Genomic DNA, 14,781 nt, shown 5'->3' with positions numbered 1-14,781 from the left:
GCGAGCTCGAATCCATCTACTTCAATGGTTAGGTCACTGTTGACTGACTGTACAAGCACTTATCGCCCTCTCTTCCAATCTAGATAATTCTAGGAGTGCCCGGAACCCGATCCGAATGATCTTCCCCAAGCAGGATAAGATCGAATGTAAACTCAATTGCACGCGCCTTTGCAAGAACGTTATCCGATCTTTCTGATAAGTGCGGAGCCTCTGCTTTGAGTGCCTTTATCACCGCTTGAATTGTGTGAAGCGTCTGCTTCGGAAGCATTGCCTGGCCCTTCCAAAGGGTGGCGAGTTCCCGGGTGAGTAAATCCACTCTAGAAAACTCTGTTTCGTTCAAATACCCAGATGATTGCAAGTCAACAATAAATCTATCGGAACTCAATTCCAGTTGCTCTTCAATTTCATTCACTCTATTGCTCCGATGATCGCCCGTTCAGGAATGCTCTGGAAAACAGTGACCTCCTGGGCCCAGATCGACCTATGACACGGGAGGCCTGCCCTTCCGTTCACCCGGGGAGCAGTTTTCCATACTTCGACGTGGGCAGTATCCGCCTTGCCAAGGTCAATGGCGACTATCCCATGCCCACTATCGTAAGCTCGAGCGACCTCAAGCTTCTTCGTTGTCGATATCCAAGGGCTATTCATAGCAGCACCACCCTCGCCCACACCCTGGTTTGCCACATGTTCGGCCGCAGTCCAAGTACCGTCAGGAGCCTTGGCGATCAAACCAGTCCCGCTCTTCAGAGCCGCAGCATCCTGGGCAGTCAATGCGCGGTAGACGATCATGCCCTTTTCAGGTTTTGCAACTAGACGCAGGTCCGAGATGGCATGCGGCGCTACGCGCTCCAGCGCTCCAGGGTTGGGCAACATACGGGTGGATCGCGCAGCGGTTCCCGCCCCACCCACGAAGATGCTTGCAACGCCGAAACTGATCGCGCCTGCCTTCTCAACTGATCCGTTCAACTCGAACGGCTGCCATACCTCTGTACCCGTGGCCCAACGATAGGCCATTGCCAGACTGCCCATCTGCGCGGTGGCCGCTAGATCATTGATCAGCCCCTTGACGCCTCCCTCCACGAATCGGCCCATCGCCCGAAGATCACGCATGTCATCCCGGCCCTGTACCACGTTACGGTCCCGTATCGCGCCTGCCCCGTAGCCCTGGGCACGGAGGTTCTCTGCGTTCTGTGCCGTCCATGCATTCCAAGCCGGCCGGGTGATGTCGCCCATCACCGTTGCATAGCTACGCAAGTAGTTCCCGTCCGCACGCCCCGGCGCCGGAAGGTTATAGTTGCGGGTAGCCACCCAGCTTTCGCACGAAGAGGCTGTCCAGAAACTCATCAGACAGCCCCTTTGCTCCATACGACTCCCCGGCGAGCCGACGTCTTTTAACTAAAGGACCCTTGCGTCAACCTCAGGACCACGGCTCACCACGGAACACGACATTCCTGATCTTGGTCAGCCATTCAGCCGCCTCCTCAGGGGACTCAAATTCGTTTGAAGTCAACTTGTTGATCTCCTCAACCGGGAGATCTCCCGACTCTACATAATGATCCATTTGGTCCTCAAGTAGTTTGACGTCGTATCCAATACGCCCTTCCTTTATAAGATCGCGAAGCTCGCGCACTTCAACCCATTCGACGTGACAGAAATTCCTAAGCGCTCTTTTCAACGGATCAGGCAAACCACTCATTCCACTATCCTCGCCTAAAAGTCATCACGGCTCAGGGAACATTGTATTGAACGCCCAAACACCAGACGAGCCCCTGTTATATCGCGCAACAACGTACGCATCGTTAGAAAATTGCGCACGACCGGCTCCTAACGGATTGTTCTTTGCTCCATATCTGGTGACGCTATACACGTGATCTCTGAAGTCATCGCCAAACATAGCTTTCGGCAGTCACATATGCGGCGTCGCTAGTAAATTGCGTCGCGTGCGCAGCGTAAGCATGTTGGCCACCGTGAACGCCGTCCACCCTGGTCCCGGTCATAGGATCTAAGCCTTCGACAACTCGAGTGTAGAGCTGGACCCTGGTCAGTTGCGATCCATGTCTCTGAACGCCGTGTCCCTCTGCGGTCAAGCGTCTCATTTGGACATCGATGACCGTCTCATCCGCGTTCGGTCCAGAGGATGCTGGCGCAGCGTCCGCACGCTGCGCGTTTCCAAGGTTCGTTGGGCGCACGGCCGCGAATGCGCGCTGGAGCGCGCCTTCGTGCAGGACAGCAGGGGCACCGATCTATCGCAGTGGCTGTACAACGGGCCTGGCGATGACGCTCGGCGCGGGGATCTCGGCTACTGGATCGGCTACCGCATCGCCCGCGACTATGTCTCCCGCGCGTCCGACAGGTCGAAGGCGATTGCGGAGCTGCTGGATGTACGGCCCGCGACGGCCAATGCGCTGCTTGAGGCAAGTGGATGGGTGCCTGCGTGCACCGCTGCAACACGCTCGAGAATCCAGCGCCCGTGAGTTCGGCTTCATACTGATGAATTGGCGATCTTGAATAGGCGCAAGGCGCTCGGCCGACGCAGACCAGCTCGCCTGATCCCGCTTGTTAATGTTGGGTCACAGGCGGACTTCACAGCCCTTCCACGTAGTCAAATTCCAGCTGAAAGCGCTTGGTAGCGCCGGGAACAAACGCCGCTATATTCCAGCTTCCCCAGACGAAGGAGGGAGTGCAATGAACCTGAACCCGCAACACATGAAGACGGCCCGCGCGCTTGCTGTAGCGCTCATCGCCACCGTGAGCCTTGGCGCTTGCGCCTCTTACAAGAACGAGTTTGCAACGATCAACTCGCGCCTCGACCAGCTCGATGTAAAGGTGCAGGGCGCCGCACAGAGCGCTGAATCCGCCAACCAGTCCGCACAGCAGGCCAACCAGCGCCTGGACCAGATCGAAGGCCGCGTGCAGCAGCTTGAAAGGGCACCTGCCGGCCGCAAGCCGCGCGGGTAACCGCTCCCTCACCGTTTGAATTGATCCACATCTGTACCGGGAACCAGTGGCCTTCGCCGGCCACTGGCGTCCTTCCACCACAGATCTGCATTGCAAGGAGCCGTCCCATTCGTACTTCCTCCTCCCCTGCACGCCGCGCCCTGCACGCCACTCTGGCCATGGCGCTGGCGGTTGCGTGCAGTGGCGTAGCCAACGCAAAGGACGCGAAGGACGACGTACCGGCCCAACGCGTCGCCGCCATCGATGAACTGCCGCCCGACCAGAACGTGTCCGAAACCGTGATCGAACTTGCCGGCTGGGTCGTTGCCAGCAAGGACAACCAGGGCTATCCGTTTGCGGTCATGGACAAGGCGGCGGCGCAGGTGCTGATCTTCAGCGGTGAGGGAAAGCTGCGTGGCGCGGCACCGGCACTGTTCGGTTCGGCCATCGGCGACCACTCCGCACCCGGCGTCGCAAAGCTCGCACTGAGCGCGATTCCCGGCCACGACCGCACCACGCCTGCCGGCCGCTTCATTGGCGGCTACGGCCCCTCCGACGATGCCGGGCGCGTGCTGTGGGTGGACTATGATTCCGCCGTTTCGCTGCACCCGCTGCCGCCGGGCAGCCCGAAAGAAAAGCGCGCCGAGCGGTTGGCATCGCCCACGCCGGACGACAACCGCGTCACCCACGGCTGCATCAACGTCTCGCCGACGTTCTACGAGCAGATCGTGCAGTCCACGTTCGAAAAGGGCGGTGTGTTCTACATCCTGCCGGACAAGGATTCGATCGCGAAGACGTTCCCGGAGTTCGCGCAGAGCCGTGGCGATGCGAAGGACGCCGACGAGAAGGGCGCGCGGCGCGCGAGCAAGTAGCGCGCGCTCGCTGTACCGGTCCACCAGACCGTCCGCCCGGCCTCGCCTCAGCAGCGAGCGCCTGGCCAGCACCGCCATCCCCTCCACCGCCCGCAGGTGAAAGGCGAGGGCTGCAATCGCCCGTCGCCATCGAATTCCTGTCGAACCGCCGCTCACCTGCATCGCTGCCAGAGTGCCGCCTGGTGTGCCGTCCGCTGCATGCCTACGGATCTGTTTCCTGGACGCGCAAGTGACGGCGCCGTGCTGCGGCAGGCCGGCACTTGCGGGCGGCTCATTTGTTCGATTATTCTAGAAATATGGAAACATCGAACGCAATCAGCGCGCTGACCGCCCTCGGTCACGCGACCCGACTCGCCGCCTTCCGCCTGCTGGTGGAGGCCGGCCCCGCCGGACGCATGGCTGGCGATATCGGCACCGCCCTGCAGGTGCCGCCGGCCACGCTCAGCTTCCATCTGAAGGAGCTGGTGCAGGCCGGCCTGGTAGAGAGCGAAAGCCAGGGTCGGCATGTCTGCTATCGCGCCAACTTCAATGCGATGAACGGCTTGATCGAGTACCTGACGCACAACTGCTGCGCGGGCTCGCCGACAGGGCAATGCACGCCCGGCGCCCCCGCGTGCGGGTGCTGAACCCACGCAACGCCCTCCCTCAAGGCAATTGCTCCATGACCCGCAATGTCCTGTTCGTCTGCACCGGCAACAGCGCCCGCAGCGTGCTTGCCGAAGCCACCCTGCGCGCCTGGGGCGGTGATCGCTTCACCGCGTTCAGCGCCGGCAGCCAGCCTGCCGGCCAGGTCAATCCATTCGCGCTGGCCCAGCTGCAGGGCGAAGGAATGCCCATTGACGGGCTGCGCAGCAAATCATGGGACGAATTCGTGGATGCAGCCCCGATGGACCTGGTGATCACCGTGTGTGACGCGGCCGCTGCCGAAGCCTGCCCGGTGGTGTTCGGTGACTTCATCCGCAGCCACTGGGGCCTGCCCGATCCGGCTGCTGTGACGGGCAGCGACGCCGACAAGGCCGCAGCCTTTGCGCTGGCCCACGCCATCGTGAAAACGCGCCTGCGTGCGCTGCTCGCACTGCCCGAATCGGTGTGGTCCGAACGCGAAGCGCTGCAGGACGCGCTGGATCGGATCGGCCAACTGCTGCCGACCGACGGCGCGCAGTGACGGTGCCACTGCCATGAGTCTGTTCGAGCGACACCTGACGCTGTGGGTTGTGCTGTGCATTGCGATGGGCACGCTGCTGGGCCACGTCCTGCCCGGTGCTTTCACGGTGCTGGCGTCCGCCGAAGTCGCCAAGGTCAACCTGCCGGTTGCCGCGCTGATCTGGCTGATGATCATCCCGATGCTGCTGAAGGTCGACTTCCGCGCGATGCGCCAGTTGCAGCAGCACTGGAAGGGCATCGGGGTAACACTGTTCATCAACTGGGCGGTCAAGCCGTTCTCGATGGCGCTGCTGGGTTGGCTGTTCCTGCGCCATGCCTTCGCGGACTGGCTGCCCGCAGCACAGATCGACAGCTACATCGCCGGGCTGATTCTGCTGGCGGCCGCGCCCTGCACCGCCATGGTGTTCGTCTGGAGCAACCTGTGCCGCGGTGATGCCAACTTCACCCTGAGCCAGGTGGCGTTGAACGACGCGATCATGGTGGTCGCATACGCACCGGTGGTTGCACTGTTGCTGGGCCTGTCGGCGATCACTGTGCCGTGGGACACGCTGCTGTTGTCGGTGGGTCTCTACATCGTGGCGCCGGTGCTGATGGCTTCGCTGCTGCGGCACTGGATCCTTTCGCGCCGCGGCGAGGCGGGCCTTCAGGGTGCGCTTCGAAGGTTGGGGCCGCTGTCCCTGTCCGCGCTGCTGCTGACGCTGGTGGTGCTGTTCGGGTTCCAGGGCCAGCAGATCGTGAAGCAACCGCTGGTGATCGCACTGATTGCAGTGCCGATCCTGATCCAGGTCTACTTCACTTCAGGCCTGGCCTACCTGCTCAACCGCCGCTTGGGCGTGGCGCACTGCGTGGCCGCCCCGTCAGCGCTGATCGGGGCCAGCAACTTCTTCGAGCTGGCGGTTGCCACGGCAGTAGGACTGTTCGGCGTGCATTCGGGGGCGGCGCTGGCGACGGTGGTTGGCGTACTGATCGAGGTGCCGGTCATGCTGTCCGTGGTCCGGATCGTGAACCGTACTCAAGCCTGGTATGAGAAGCGCAGCCCGCAGTGATGGAACGGACGCGCTGGGCCAGGCCGCGCGGAGATACTGGCGTCGCGTCAGCCCCGTATCTGGCTGGGCGTAACGTCCATCCGCCTGCGCAGCAGCCTGCGCAATGCCGCCGCGTCGCCCAGTCCAACCTGGGCGGCGACCTCGTCCACCGGCAACGTGCCTTGCGCCAGCAGGACTCGCGCGCGGTTGAGCCGTATTGACTGGATCAATGCCTGCGGCCCGTGGCCGAGCAGCCGCGTGACCTGCCGGTTGAGCGTGCGGATCGACGTGTTGGCGTAGGTGGCCAGATCCGCAACGGTGATAGCTCCAGGCATTGACCGCTCGATATGTGAGGAAAGCCGAGCGATCAGCTCGCTTTGCGGTGCCATCAGCGCCGGCGTCGCGTAGCGTGACTGAAGATGCCGGCGGTCCACCAGCAGCGCCTGTCCCACCGCAGACGCCAGCGCATCGCCGAAGCGCTGCCGCAGCACGTGCAGCATCAGGTCCAGATGTGCGAATGCGGCGCCGGCGGTCATCAACGCGCCCGACTCGATCACCATGCGGTCGGCTTCAACCGACGCCGCCGGTGCAACGCGGCGCAACGCTGGCGACAGCCACCATGTGGTGGTAACGCTGCGACCGGAAAGCAGTCCTGCCGCATTCAGCAGGAACACCGAGGAGCAGGAGGCAGCAATGCGCCCGCCGGACTGCACATGGCGGCGCAGCGCGGCCGCCAGCACAGGCACGTCATCCTGCGCCAGGCGCGCCGCCAACTGATCCGCGTCGTCCACATCCAGCCCTGGCAGGATCCAGCATTCGCGTCGGGTGGCCCGGTCCGGCAGCTGCGCCACGTCGACCTGCAATCCGCCCGCCAGACGCAGGGCACCGGCGTCAACGCCACAGACCCGCCATCGGGGAGGCATCACCCCGGCTCGCGGTGCAAGCTTCGCTGCGGTAGCGAGCACATCGAGGGTGAGTGCAACGCTGGAGCCAAAAGCGCCCGCGGGAACGACGAGTGTGAAATCGTGCATTGGCCGATTGTGCGTCAAAGATGGCAGATCGGCCACTTCAGTCGGTACTCGCGGGGGCGTCCAATGACGCTTCCTTTCCCCCACGGAGCACCACTGATGCCGACTCTCCAGATCAAGACGCCTGCCGGCGCATTCACCACGTCGCAATGCCGCGCGATGCTGTCCGCTGTCGAGCAGGCGGCCATCGCGTGCAGCGGACTGGGACCGCTGCCCCACCAGCGCCGGCTCTGCTGGGTGCTCCATGAGCCGGTCGCTCACTGGCGCTGTGGCGACGAGGACACCTTCGAGACGTTCGTCCCGGTGCTGGTACAGGTGCTGGCACCCGCAGGCGTGCTTGATGCTGAGCGACGCACGCGCTACGCACGGGCGGTGCACGATGCGATCGTCGGTGCACTGGCGCATCCGGAGTCGCGCCGCCTTGCCGTATCGATCACCGTCAGCGACGTCGCCGATGGGACCTGGGGCGCAAACGGCGAGCTGTGGAACCTGGCCAGGTTCGCGGCCGTGGCCGGTTATGCGCACATGCAGGCGTAATCGTCGCAGGCCGCTGCCGACGCTCGATCACGCTCCGCTTGCGCCCTGTCGCCATCGGCTTGGTGGGGCGTTGGTGGGCAACGTCGTCAACTCCGACCCGTGTCGCATATTCCTCATGCCGCTGTGGCCGTTGCGGCGCCTGCGTCTGCGACGGCTTAACCGCGTGCAAGAATGCCGAAAGCGTCTTTGATCAAGCATTGAATGCAACTGTTCTGATTGGCACTGCGCCGCGACACGCGTACAGATGGCGGGCCACCGGAAAATCGGTGGCCGGGCCTCGAAAACCCGTTAGATCACGAACGTTGTTTGCGCTTGCCAGCCGGCGTCACCCCGCGTGGCGCCGGCTGGCATTCCGTCTGCCGGCTATGGCGGGCGGAGCGTGGAGGCCTTGCGCCTGCCGGTCTTGTTCGTGATCTCCCGGTTTTCGAGCCACGTCTCCGCCCGCCACCTTTGTGTGGCGGCTACCGTCTGTCCTGCACGGAGCACTGCCATGACATCACCGGACTTCCCGCGCCTGCATCCGCATCACTCGCCCGCCAATGCCGGTGAGTTGCCAGAGCACGCGCCTGCGGCCGATCCGAACGCCTTCATCGCCACGCTTCACCGCATCGGCAAAGGCGCGGCCGCCGATGGCCAACCCTGGCCGGAGCGTCACCAGATGCCGGGCCGTTGCATGGCGCTGGCCGATGCGGACTGTGCACTGGCCGGCCAACGCGTGACGTTGGAGCTGCTGCTGGCGGCCGAGCGCGTGCGTCAGAACGGCGCGGAGGCGGAGTACGTGGGCGACCGGGTGATGGAAGGGCTGATCCTGGCGTGCCTGACCATGAACGCACAGGCCAGCGCGCGCATGCAGCCCGAAGGATGACGCGGGCACCACCTCACTCGCAAAGCGCGCTGTCTTCCTTCAACGCGGCATCCTGCAGTGGCTGGCGCTGTTCGATCTGCGCACGTTGTTCCGCCGTCGGTTCGCCCAGCCACCACACACGGCAGCGCGCGGTAAGACGGCCGACCATCTTCGCTTCCGCCGGCGAATACAGCATCGCCAACGCGGTGCCGGGGCAGTCGTGGGCCTGGCAGGCGGTGTAGAACCACCACGGCTCGCCCTGCAGCACCACCCGCTCGCCGGGCCCGCTGGGGCCGCTCAACAGCCGTTGGTGCAGCGAGGGAATCTCCTTGTCGCTGGATTCGGCTGCCGCCGTGTCCTTCATCAGGGTGTTGAAGGCCGCCAGCACCTTCGGGTCCTTGCGACCGCAGTCGTCCACGGTGTTGCCGCCGACCAGGGTGAAGAAGTGGGTCGCCAGCGGATTGTCCGCGCAGGTGAGTTCGCCGCCGGCGCTCGGGTCTTCCGGTTCGCCTTCGTTGTCCCACACCGCGGGGTCCACGCCGTCTTCGATGGACGGTTCCTTCTCGACCGCCGTGGCCGTGGCCGCAGGTGCTTCGGCAGTCGGTGCCGGTGCCGCCGGTGCTGCGGCCGGTGCGGGTGCCTGCCCGCAGGCCGCCAGCAATGCGACCGTCAGTGCCATCCCTGTGATTCGAATCTTCATTCCCAGTCCTGTTCCATCCATTCGGGTTCCACGCCAGGTGCGGTCAGCGCACCTGCCGGGTCTGCGATTGTATGGGTGCCGGGTTGCGCCGCAGCACGCGGTGGCGGCACAACGGCCGCCACCGCGGGCACGGTCACGGTGGCAGGGTTTTCTGCACGCTGATCTGGATGCCCTGGTTGTCGCGGCTGCTGCTGTCGAACTGGTTCTGGTATTCGGCACGCAGCGACCAGCCCTTCAGCGTCTGCAGGCCGATACCCGCGCCCAGCAGCGTGTGGTTGCGCGACTGCCGGCCCAGGCTGGTGCGATAGACCGGGCCGGACATCAGGTCGGCGTAGCGCATGAAGACCTCGCTGGAGCCCTGCATGTCATGGCCGAACTCGGCGCGCAGCTGCGGCGTCCACATGCCGTAGTCGCGCTTCACCCACCACTGGGCCAGCACACCTGCGGTGGCGGTGCTGGTGTTCACCGTCTGCTTCCCGAAGTCGAGCGCGTACACCGCATCGCCGCGCTCGCGATAGCCATCCAGCGTTGCGCGGGCCAGGTCCAGGCGCCCGTACGGGGTCAGCAACAGGTTGTCCAGACGGTGCTGGAAGCCGGTGGAGAACGAGGCGAACCACTGCCTGCCACCGCGGCTGCCATAGGCGGTATTGCCGTTGTCGGTGATGAAGCGACGTGCATCGAAGGTCAGCCACTGATAGCCCAGCAGGCCATCCACATAGAACCCGCCTTGCGGATGGAAGCTGGCATAGCCGGCGATGCTGTAGCCATCGACCGTGCTGCGGCTGCCATTGCGACCGATATCGGACGCGTCGTGGCCATAGCCGATGCCCGCGCCCAGGCTCAACGACGGACCCAGCTGGCGGTCCGCACCCAGGCTGACGCCGGAGGTGGTGAAGTCGATGCCGTTGCTGCCTGCACCCGGCTTCAGCGTGCCGAAGTTCACCGCACCGCCGGTCCAGAACGCGAAGCCGTCGGCCGGGGTGGCCGCAGGCGCGGCATCGCCCTGCAGCGCCGGTTCCTCGACCATCGACAGTGCCTCGCCGGTGGCGCCGATGCCCTTCTGCAGCAGCTCGGTCTGCTGCGCACGGCGCTGGCTGCTGGCCGAGCTGAAGGTGATGCCGTTGCTGAAGCAACTGCGGCCGCCGCCGGCGCGCAGGCTTTCCAGGCGCCGCTGGAAGTTGCCGATCTGGCCGATCGCCATGCGTCGCGCACCCTCCACCTGTGCGTCGAGCACGCCCAGCACTTCGGCATCGCGTGAGGGATCGCTGCGCGGCTTGACCATCACATCCACCGTGCCGGGCGCCGAGGTGGCGAAGGCATTGCTCAGCGTGTAGGTGATGCGCACCGCACCCCCGAACGTCGCCGCCGCGGTGAAGGCCAGCGTGTAGCCGGTGCCGCTGGCGGAGATGCTGGCGGTACCCGCTTCGGCCGGCGAGACCGACACCACGTTGGCGGCGGTGAACGGTCCGCCGCGTGCGGTCGTGGTCAGGTCCACGTTGACCACGGTGCCGGCAATCGCCGAAGCGTTCAGTGCCGGTGCCACCGGGCGTGGATTGACGTTGATGCTGATCCGCGCCGGGGCCGATGCGCCGAACGGGTTGCTGAGCGTGTAGTCGAAATCGACGACACCGGACGCGTCGGCAGCGGCGCTGTAGACGATGCCGGTGCCCTGCACCACCGCAGTGCCTGACGATGGTGCCCGGGTAATGGTCACTGCGGTGAAGGGACCATTGGTCGCCCCGGCCTCGGCCTGCACGGTGACCGATTGCCCGGCCAGCACGGTGGCGCTGTGCGTCGCCGCCACCGGCACCGCCAGCGGCGTGACGGTGATGCTCACCGTGGCCGCCGTGGAAGTACCGCCGGGGCCGGTGGCGGTGTAGGTCAGGCTGTCGTTGCCGAAGAAACTGGTGGCCGGGGTGTACACCACGTCCAGCCCGCTGACCACCGCCGTGCCATGCGTGGGCGCCTGCACGATCGCGATGCTGGTGATCGGCCCGGTGTCGTTGGCAGAGACGTTGATGCTCACGGCCGCATTGGCCGGCGTGCTGGCCGCATCGTTCACCACCACCGGCACCGGCTGGTTGATGCCCAGCGTGTACGCCTGGCTGCCGGTAAAGCCGAAGGAATCGGTGGCGGTGACGGTGAAGCTGTAGTTGCCGGCAGTTGCAGGCACGCCGCTGAGGATACCGGCGCTGCTCAGCGCGATACCGGGAGGCAGCGCGCCTGTGGCCAGGCTGTAGGTGAAACTGCCACTCCCGCCACCGGCACTCACTGTCTGGCTGTAGGCCGTTGCGACCTGGCCACCGGGCAGCGTGGTCTGGATGAAGACAATGGCCGGTGCATTCACCGCCACCGTGTAGGCCTGGCTGCCGGTGAAGCCGAAACCATCGGTCGCGCGCACGGTGAAGGTGTAGCTGCCGACGGTGGTCGGTGTGCCACTGATCACGCCGCCACTGCTCAGCGCGATACCCGGTGGCAGCGCACCTGCAGTCAGGCTGAAGGTGTAACCGCCGTTGCCACCGCTGGCGGTCAGTGTCTGGCTGTAGGGAGTGCTGCCCGCCGCCGCAGGCAACGTGGCCGGCGTGAGCGTGATCGCCGGCGCAGTGACTGTGAAGCTGTAGGTCTGGCTGCCGGTGAAGGCGTGGCTGTCGGTCGCAGTGATCGTGAAGGCGTAGGTGCCAGGGGTGGTGGGTGTACCGGACACAGCGCCAGCGCTGCTCAGGCTGATGCCCGGCGGCAATGCGCCGCTGGACAGGCTGTAGGTGTAGCCGCCGGTGCCTCCGATGGCACTGATGGTCTGCGCGTAGAGCTGGCCGCCAGTGGCTGCCGCCAGCGAGGAAGGCGCCAGCGTGATCGTCGGTGCCAACACGACAAGCGTGTAGCTCTGGCTGCCAGTGAACGGTGCACCGGTACCGGTACTGCTGTCGGTTGCCCGCACGGTGAAGTTGAACGTGCCCGCCACGGTCGGCGTACCGGACAACACGCCGGCGCTGGACAACGACAGGCCTGCGGGCAATGCCCCGCTCAGCAGCACGTAGGTATAACCCGGTGTTCCGCCACTGGCGGAGAAGCTGTGGTTGTAGGCGGTGCCGGCGCTGGCATCGCCCAGGCTTGCCGCCGGCAGCACGACGACACCGCCCGCCACGGCGCCCGAATAGGACTGGCTGCCGGTGAATCCGCCGCCATCGGTGGCGCTGATGGTGAAGCTGAAGGCGCCCGCCTGGGTGGGCGTGCCACTCAGCACTCCGGTGCTGGGGTTCAACGACAGGCCTGCCGGCAGCACACCCGCGTTGACGCCATAGGTGAACGTGGCCGGATGACCTTCCGAAGCCACGAACGTCTGGCTGTACGCGATGCCGATCGTCGGCGCGGGCAAGGTTGCCGGCGACAGCGTGATGGTGGGCGCGGCCACCGACAGCGTGTAGCTGCCCGACACAGTGAAGGGAGCGCCTGGACCGCTGGAACCATCGGTGGCGGTGAGGGTGAAGGTGAAGTTGCCGGTGGCACTGGGCGTACCCGACAGACTGCCGGTGGAGGCCAGGGTGACGCCAGGTGGCAATGCGCCCGCGGTGATCGCGTAGCTGTACGGTGCGGTGCCATTGGCGGCAGTGAAGCTCAGTCCGGTCACCGCTGCTCCGGCGGTAGCGTTGAGCACGCTGCCCGGTGTCGGTGTCAATGTCAGCGTGGGTGCGCTCACGGTGATCGCGTACGCTCGGGTGCCGGTATACGGGCCCGTGCCCGTGCTGCTGTCGGTGGCCGCAAGCGTGAAGTTGTAGGTACCGCCTGCAGTGGGCGTACCGCTGAGCACGCCGCCGCTCGACAGGCTCAGGCCCGGCGGCAGGGACCCGGCGGTGACGGCGTAGCTGTAGCCGACGGTGCCGCCGGAAGCGGCCACGGTCTGCGAGTAGGCCGCGGCCACGGTGGCATTGGGCAGCGAGCTCGGCGCGATCAGGATCGTCGGGGCGTTCACGGTCAGTGCCAGCGCCGCGCTGCTCGCACTGAAGGGTCCGGTGCCACCGCTGCTGTCGGTGGCGGTCACCGTGAAGGTGAAGGTACCGCCCGCCGTCGGCGTGCCTGCCAGGCTGCCATTGCTGGCCAGCGTGATGCCCGCCGGCAGGCTGCCCGAGGTGACCGCATAGCTGTAGGGCGCGGTGCCGCCCGCTGCGCTGGCCAGCGAGCCACTGTACGCCGTGCCGACCGTTGCGGCAGCCGGATTGCCCGGTGCATAGGTGACGGTCGCGGCAGCGATGTTCAGTGTCAGCGTGCCGCTGGTGGCACTGAACGGGCCGGTGCCGGTGCTGCTGTCAGTGGCGCGGACGGTGAAGGAGAAGCTGCCGTTGGCGGTCGGCGTGCCGGACAGGCTGCCGTTGCTGGCCAGGGTCAACCCAGGCGGCAGGCTGCCCGAATTGAGCGTGTAGCTGTACGGCGTGGTGCCGCCACTGGCACCGGCCAGTGACTGGTTGTACGCCACGCCGACGGTTCCTGCGGGCGGGTTGGCGGGTGCGTAGGTGATCGTTGGCGGCGAGACCGTGAGGGTCGCGGTCGCCGGGCTCGAGGTCCCACCGGCATTGGTGGCGGTATAGGTGAAGCTGTCCGGCCCCGCATAGCCCGGCGTGGGGGTGTAGGTGATCGAGGTTCCCGAGGCGGTTGCAGTGCCATGCGCGGCCTGGGTACCGACCGCAACCGATGCCGGGACGCCACCGGTGATGTTCAAGGTGATCGGGTTGCTGGTACTGCCGTAGGCAACCGTCGCGCTGACCGGATTGGCGACCGGCGGCACCACGTTCTGCACGTTGATCGACAGGTTGGTCGCCGAGAAGAAAGGCGTAGGCGTGCTGCTGTCGGTGACGCGCACGCTGAAGTTCGTCACCCCCAATGCGGTGGGCGTACCCGAGATGGCCCCGTTGCTGGCCAGCACCAGTCCGGTCGGCAAAGTAGTACCGGCGTCGAGCGCAAAGCTGTAGGGGCCATTGCCACCACTGGCGGTCAGCGTGAAGGAGTACGGCGTATTGATGGCTGCTGCGGAAGGCACATTGGTGACCGTGATGGTCGGCGCAGCAACGCTGATCGAGTAGCTCGCCGTGCCCGTCAACGGTGTGCCGGCACTGTCGGTGGCGGTCACCGAGAACGCGAACGTTCCCTGCGTGGTCGGCGTACCGGACAGGAGGCCAGTGCCACTCAACGTCATTCCGGCCGGCAGTGCACCGGAAGTGACGGCATAACCGTAGGGCGCGGTGCCACCGCTGGCGCTGAGTGTGACACCTGCATAGGACACGCCCACCGTTGCGCCGGGCACGGTGGCCGGCGAAATCGTGATCGGCGAGGCCGATGCCTGGATGTACACGGTGACCTGCACATTGTGCGAGCCGGTGCCATCATCGAAGGCGAAGGTATCGATCGTCGATCCGTTGCCGCTGTGGGCATAGGAGATTCTCGAGGCCGCATGGCTGGTGATGGTGGCAGTACCGTTGCCGGCCGGCGTGGTCACATTGCCGATGCCGAAACCGGGCACGCCCTGGCAGCTCGAGGCGTCGATGGTAATGGTGCTGCCGGCGGCCATCGGTGAGCCCGCGCTGGCATTGGCCGGCGTGAAAACCGAGCATGCTGCATATGAAATCGCGGGCAGCGCGAGTGTGGCGCCCAGCAGCAGGATTGCCCCAAGGCGGCCCCAAAA

Annotated in this window: 13 protein-coding genes and 1 pseudogene; 8 read left to right on the top strand and 6 right to left on the bottom strand. The window is 65.4% G+C overall.

Features of this window, described 5'->3' with window-relative positions:
* Positions 1 to 79: 79 nt before the first annotated feature.
* From AC5P9C_RS14595 to AC5P9C_RS14585, 3 genes are all read right to left on the bottom strand, one after another.
* Positions 80 to 412, bottom strand: coding sequence for a hypothetical protein (locus AC5P9C_RS14595; RefSeq protein ID WP_343541156.1), 333 nt, complete (start codon positions 410 to 412; stop codon positions 80 to 82).
* Entirely contained in the window at positions 409 to 1,233 is an 825-nt protein-coding gene (locus AC5P9C_RS14590; protein ID WP_057494005.1) for a hypothetical protein, read from the bottom strand. The genes AC5P9C_RS14595 and AC5P9C_RS14590 overlap by 4 nt, the downstream gene beginning before the upstream one ends.
* 184 nt (positions 1,234 to 1,417) lie before the next feature.
* Complete coding sequence (locus tag AC5P9C_RS14585; RefSeq protein ID WP_143025152.1) at positions 1,418 to 1,696, bottom strand: hypothetical protein; 279 nt, start codon at positions 1,694 to 1,696, stop codon at positions 1,418 to 1,420.
* Positions 1,697 to 2,177: 481 nt separating this feature from the next.
* Here AC5P9C_RS14585 and AC5P9C_RS14580 point away from each other — a divergent pair.
* From AC5P9C_RS14580 to arsB, 6 genes and pseudogenes are all read left to right on the top strand, one after another.
* Positions 2,178 to 2,474: pseudogene (locus AC5P9C_RS14580) on the top strand (DUF2268 domain-containing putative Zn-dependent protease); the annotation flags it as partial.
* 211 nt (positions 2,475 to 2,685) lie between these two features.
* On the top strand, positions 2,686 to 2,958 hold the full coding sequence (locus tag AC5P9C_RS14575) for a hypothetical protein (protein ID WP_010487149.1): 273 nt from the start codon (positions 2,686 to 2,688) through the stop codon (positions 2,956 to 2,958).
* 158 nt (positions 2,959 to 3,116) lie between these two features.
* Positions 3,117 to 3,809: a hypothetical protein gene (locus AC5P9C_RS14570; RefSeq protein WP_049465980.1), complete on the top strand. Its 693-nt coding sequence runs from the start codon at positions 3,117 to 3,119 to the stop codon at positions 3,807 to 3,809.
* 296 nt (positions 3,810 to 4,105) lie between these two features.
* On the top strand, positions 4,106 to 4,435 hold the full coding sequence (locus AC5P9C_RS14565; RefSeq protein ID WP_049465978.1) for an ArsR/SmtB family transcription factor: 330 nt from the start codon (positions 4,106 to 4,108) through the stop codon (positions 4,433 to 4,435).
* 35 nt (positions 4,436 to 4,470) lie between these two features.
* A complete protein-coding gene (locus AC5P9C_RS14560; RefSeq protein ID WP_103283208.1) occupies positions 4,471 to 4,974 on the top strand; it encodes an arsenate reductase ArsC in 504 nt (167 codons plus the stop codon).
* Positions 4,975 to 4,987: 13 nt separating this feature from the next.
* A complete protein-coding gene (gene arsB / locus AC5P9C_RS14555; RefSeq protein ID WP_343540917.1) occupies positions 4,988 to 6,019 on the top strand; it encodes an ACR3 family arsenite efflux transporter in 1,032 nt (343 codons plus the stop codon).
* A 47-nt stretch (positions 6,020 to 6,066) separates the two neighbouring features.
* On the opposite strand, the gene AC5P9C_RS14550 is transcribed toward arsB, so the two are convergent.
* Positions 6,067 to 7,029, bottom strand: a complete 963-nt coding sequence (locus AC5P9C_RS14550) for a GlxA family transcriptional regulator (protein WP_103283210.1) — start codon at positions 7,027 to 7,029, stop codon at positions 6,067 to 6,069.
* A gap of 96 nt (positions 7,030 to 7,125) precedes the next feature.
* Here AC5P9C_RS14550 and AC5P9C_RS14545 point away from each other — a divergent pair, with 96 nt between their 5' ends.
* Together AC5P9C_RS14545 and AC5P9C_RS14540 are read left to right on the top strand one after the other, a co-directional pair.
* Positions 7,126 to 7,563, top strand: coding sequence for a tautomerase family protein (locus AC5P9C_RS14545; protein ID WP_057494011.1), 438 nt, complete (start codon positions 7,126 to 7,128; stop codon positions 7,561 to 7,563).
* Positions 7,564 to 8,053: 490 nt separating this feature from the next.
* The gene (locus AC5P9C_RS14540; RefSeq protein ID WP_270952047.1) at positions 8,054 to 8,428 is read left to right on the top strand and encodes a hypothetical protein; all 375 of its coding nucleotides are present in this window, start codon (positions 8,054 to 8,056) and stop codon (positions 8,426 to 8,428) included.
* Between the two features lie 13 nt (positions 8,429 to 8,441).
* Here the strand turns inward: AC5P9C_RS14540 and AC5P9C_RS14535 are convergent, their stop codons facing one another.
* Both AC5P9C_RS14535 and AC5P9C_RS14530 read right to left on the bottom strand, forming a co-directional pair.
* On the bottom strand, positions 8,442 to 9,107 hold the full coding sequence (locus AC5P9C_RS14535; RefSeq protein WP_343540912.1) for an Ivy family c-type lysozyme inhibitor: 666 nt from the start codon (positions 9,105 to 9,107) through the stop codon (positions 8,442 to 8,444).
* Between the two features lie 133 nt (positions 9,108 to 9,240).
* Complete coding sequence (locus AC5P9C_RS14530; RefSeq protein ID WP_343540911.1) at positions 9,241 to 14,667, bottom strand: putative Ig domain-containing protein; 5,427 nt, start codon at positions 14,665 to 14,667, stop codon at positions 9,241 to 9,243.
* Positions 14,668 to 14,781 lie beyond the last annotated feature (114 nt).

It is taken from the genome of Stenotrophomonas sp. YJH_SMC_10 (genome assembly GCF_059371555.1).
Note: the sequence above shows the minus strand (reverse complement) of the source record. Positions and strands in the feature narration are given on the sequence as shown.

Bases quoted from the DNA above. Each gene is read 5' to 3' on its own strand.
- AC5P9C_RS14590 (WP_057494005.1), bottom strand. From the start codon at position 1,233: ATGGGCGACATCACCCGGCCGGCTTGGAATGCATGGACGGCACAGAAC.
- AC5P9C_RS14585 (WP_143025152.1), bottom strand. From the start codon at position 1,696: ATGAGTGGTTTGCCTGATCCGTTGAAAAGAGCGCTTAGGAATTTCTGT.
- AC5P9C_RS14575 (WP_010487149.1), top strand. From the start codon at position 2,686: ATGAACCTGAACCCGCAACACATGAAGACGGCCCGCGCGCTTGCTGTA.
- AC5P9C_RS14570 (WP_049465980.1), top strand. From the start codon at position 3,117: ATGGCGCTGGCGGTTGCGTGCAGTGGCGTAGCCAACGCAAAGGACGCG.
- AC5P9C_RS14565 (WP_049465978.1), top strand. From the start codon at position 4,106: ATGGAAACATCGAACGCAATCAGCGCGCTGACCGCCCTCGGTCACGCG.
- AC5P9C_RS14560 (WP_103283208.1), top strand. From the start codon at position 4,471: ATGACCCGCAATGTCCTGTTCGTCTGCACCGGCAACAGCGCCCGCAGC.
- arsB (WP_343540917.1), top strand. From the start codon at position 4,988: ATGAGTCTGTTCGAGCGACACCTGACGCTGTGGGTTGTGCTGTGCATT.
- AC5P9C_RS14550 (WP_103283210.1), bottom strand. From the start codon at position 7,029: ATGCACGATTTCACACTCGTCGTTCCCGCGGGCGCTTTTGGCTCCAGC.
- AC5P9C_RS14545 (WP_057494011.1), top strand. From the start codon at position 7,126: ATGCCGACTCTCCAGATCAAGACGCCTGCCGGCGCATTCACCACGTCG.
- AC5P9C_RS14540 (WP_270952047.1), top strand. From the start codon at position 8,054: ATGACATCACCGGACTTCCCGCGCCTGCATCCGCATCACTCGCCCGCC.
- AC5P9C_RS14535 (WP_343540912.1), bottom strand. From the start codon at position 9,107: ATGAAGATTCGAATCACAGGGATGGCACTGACGGTCGCATTGCTGGCG.
- AC5P9C_RS14530 (WP_343540911.1), bottom strand. From the start codon at position 14,667: ATGGCCGCCGGCAGCACCATTACCATCGACGCCTCGAGCTGCCAGGGC.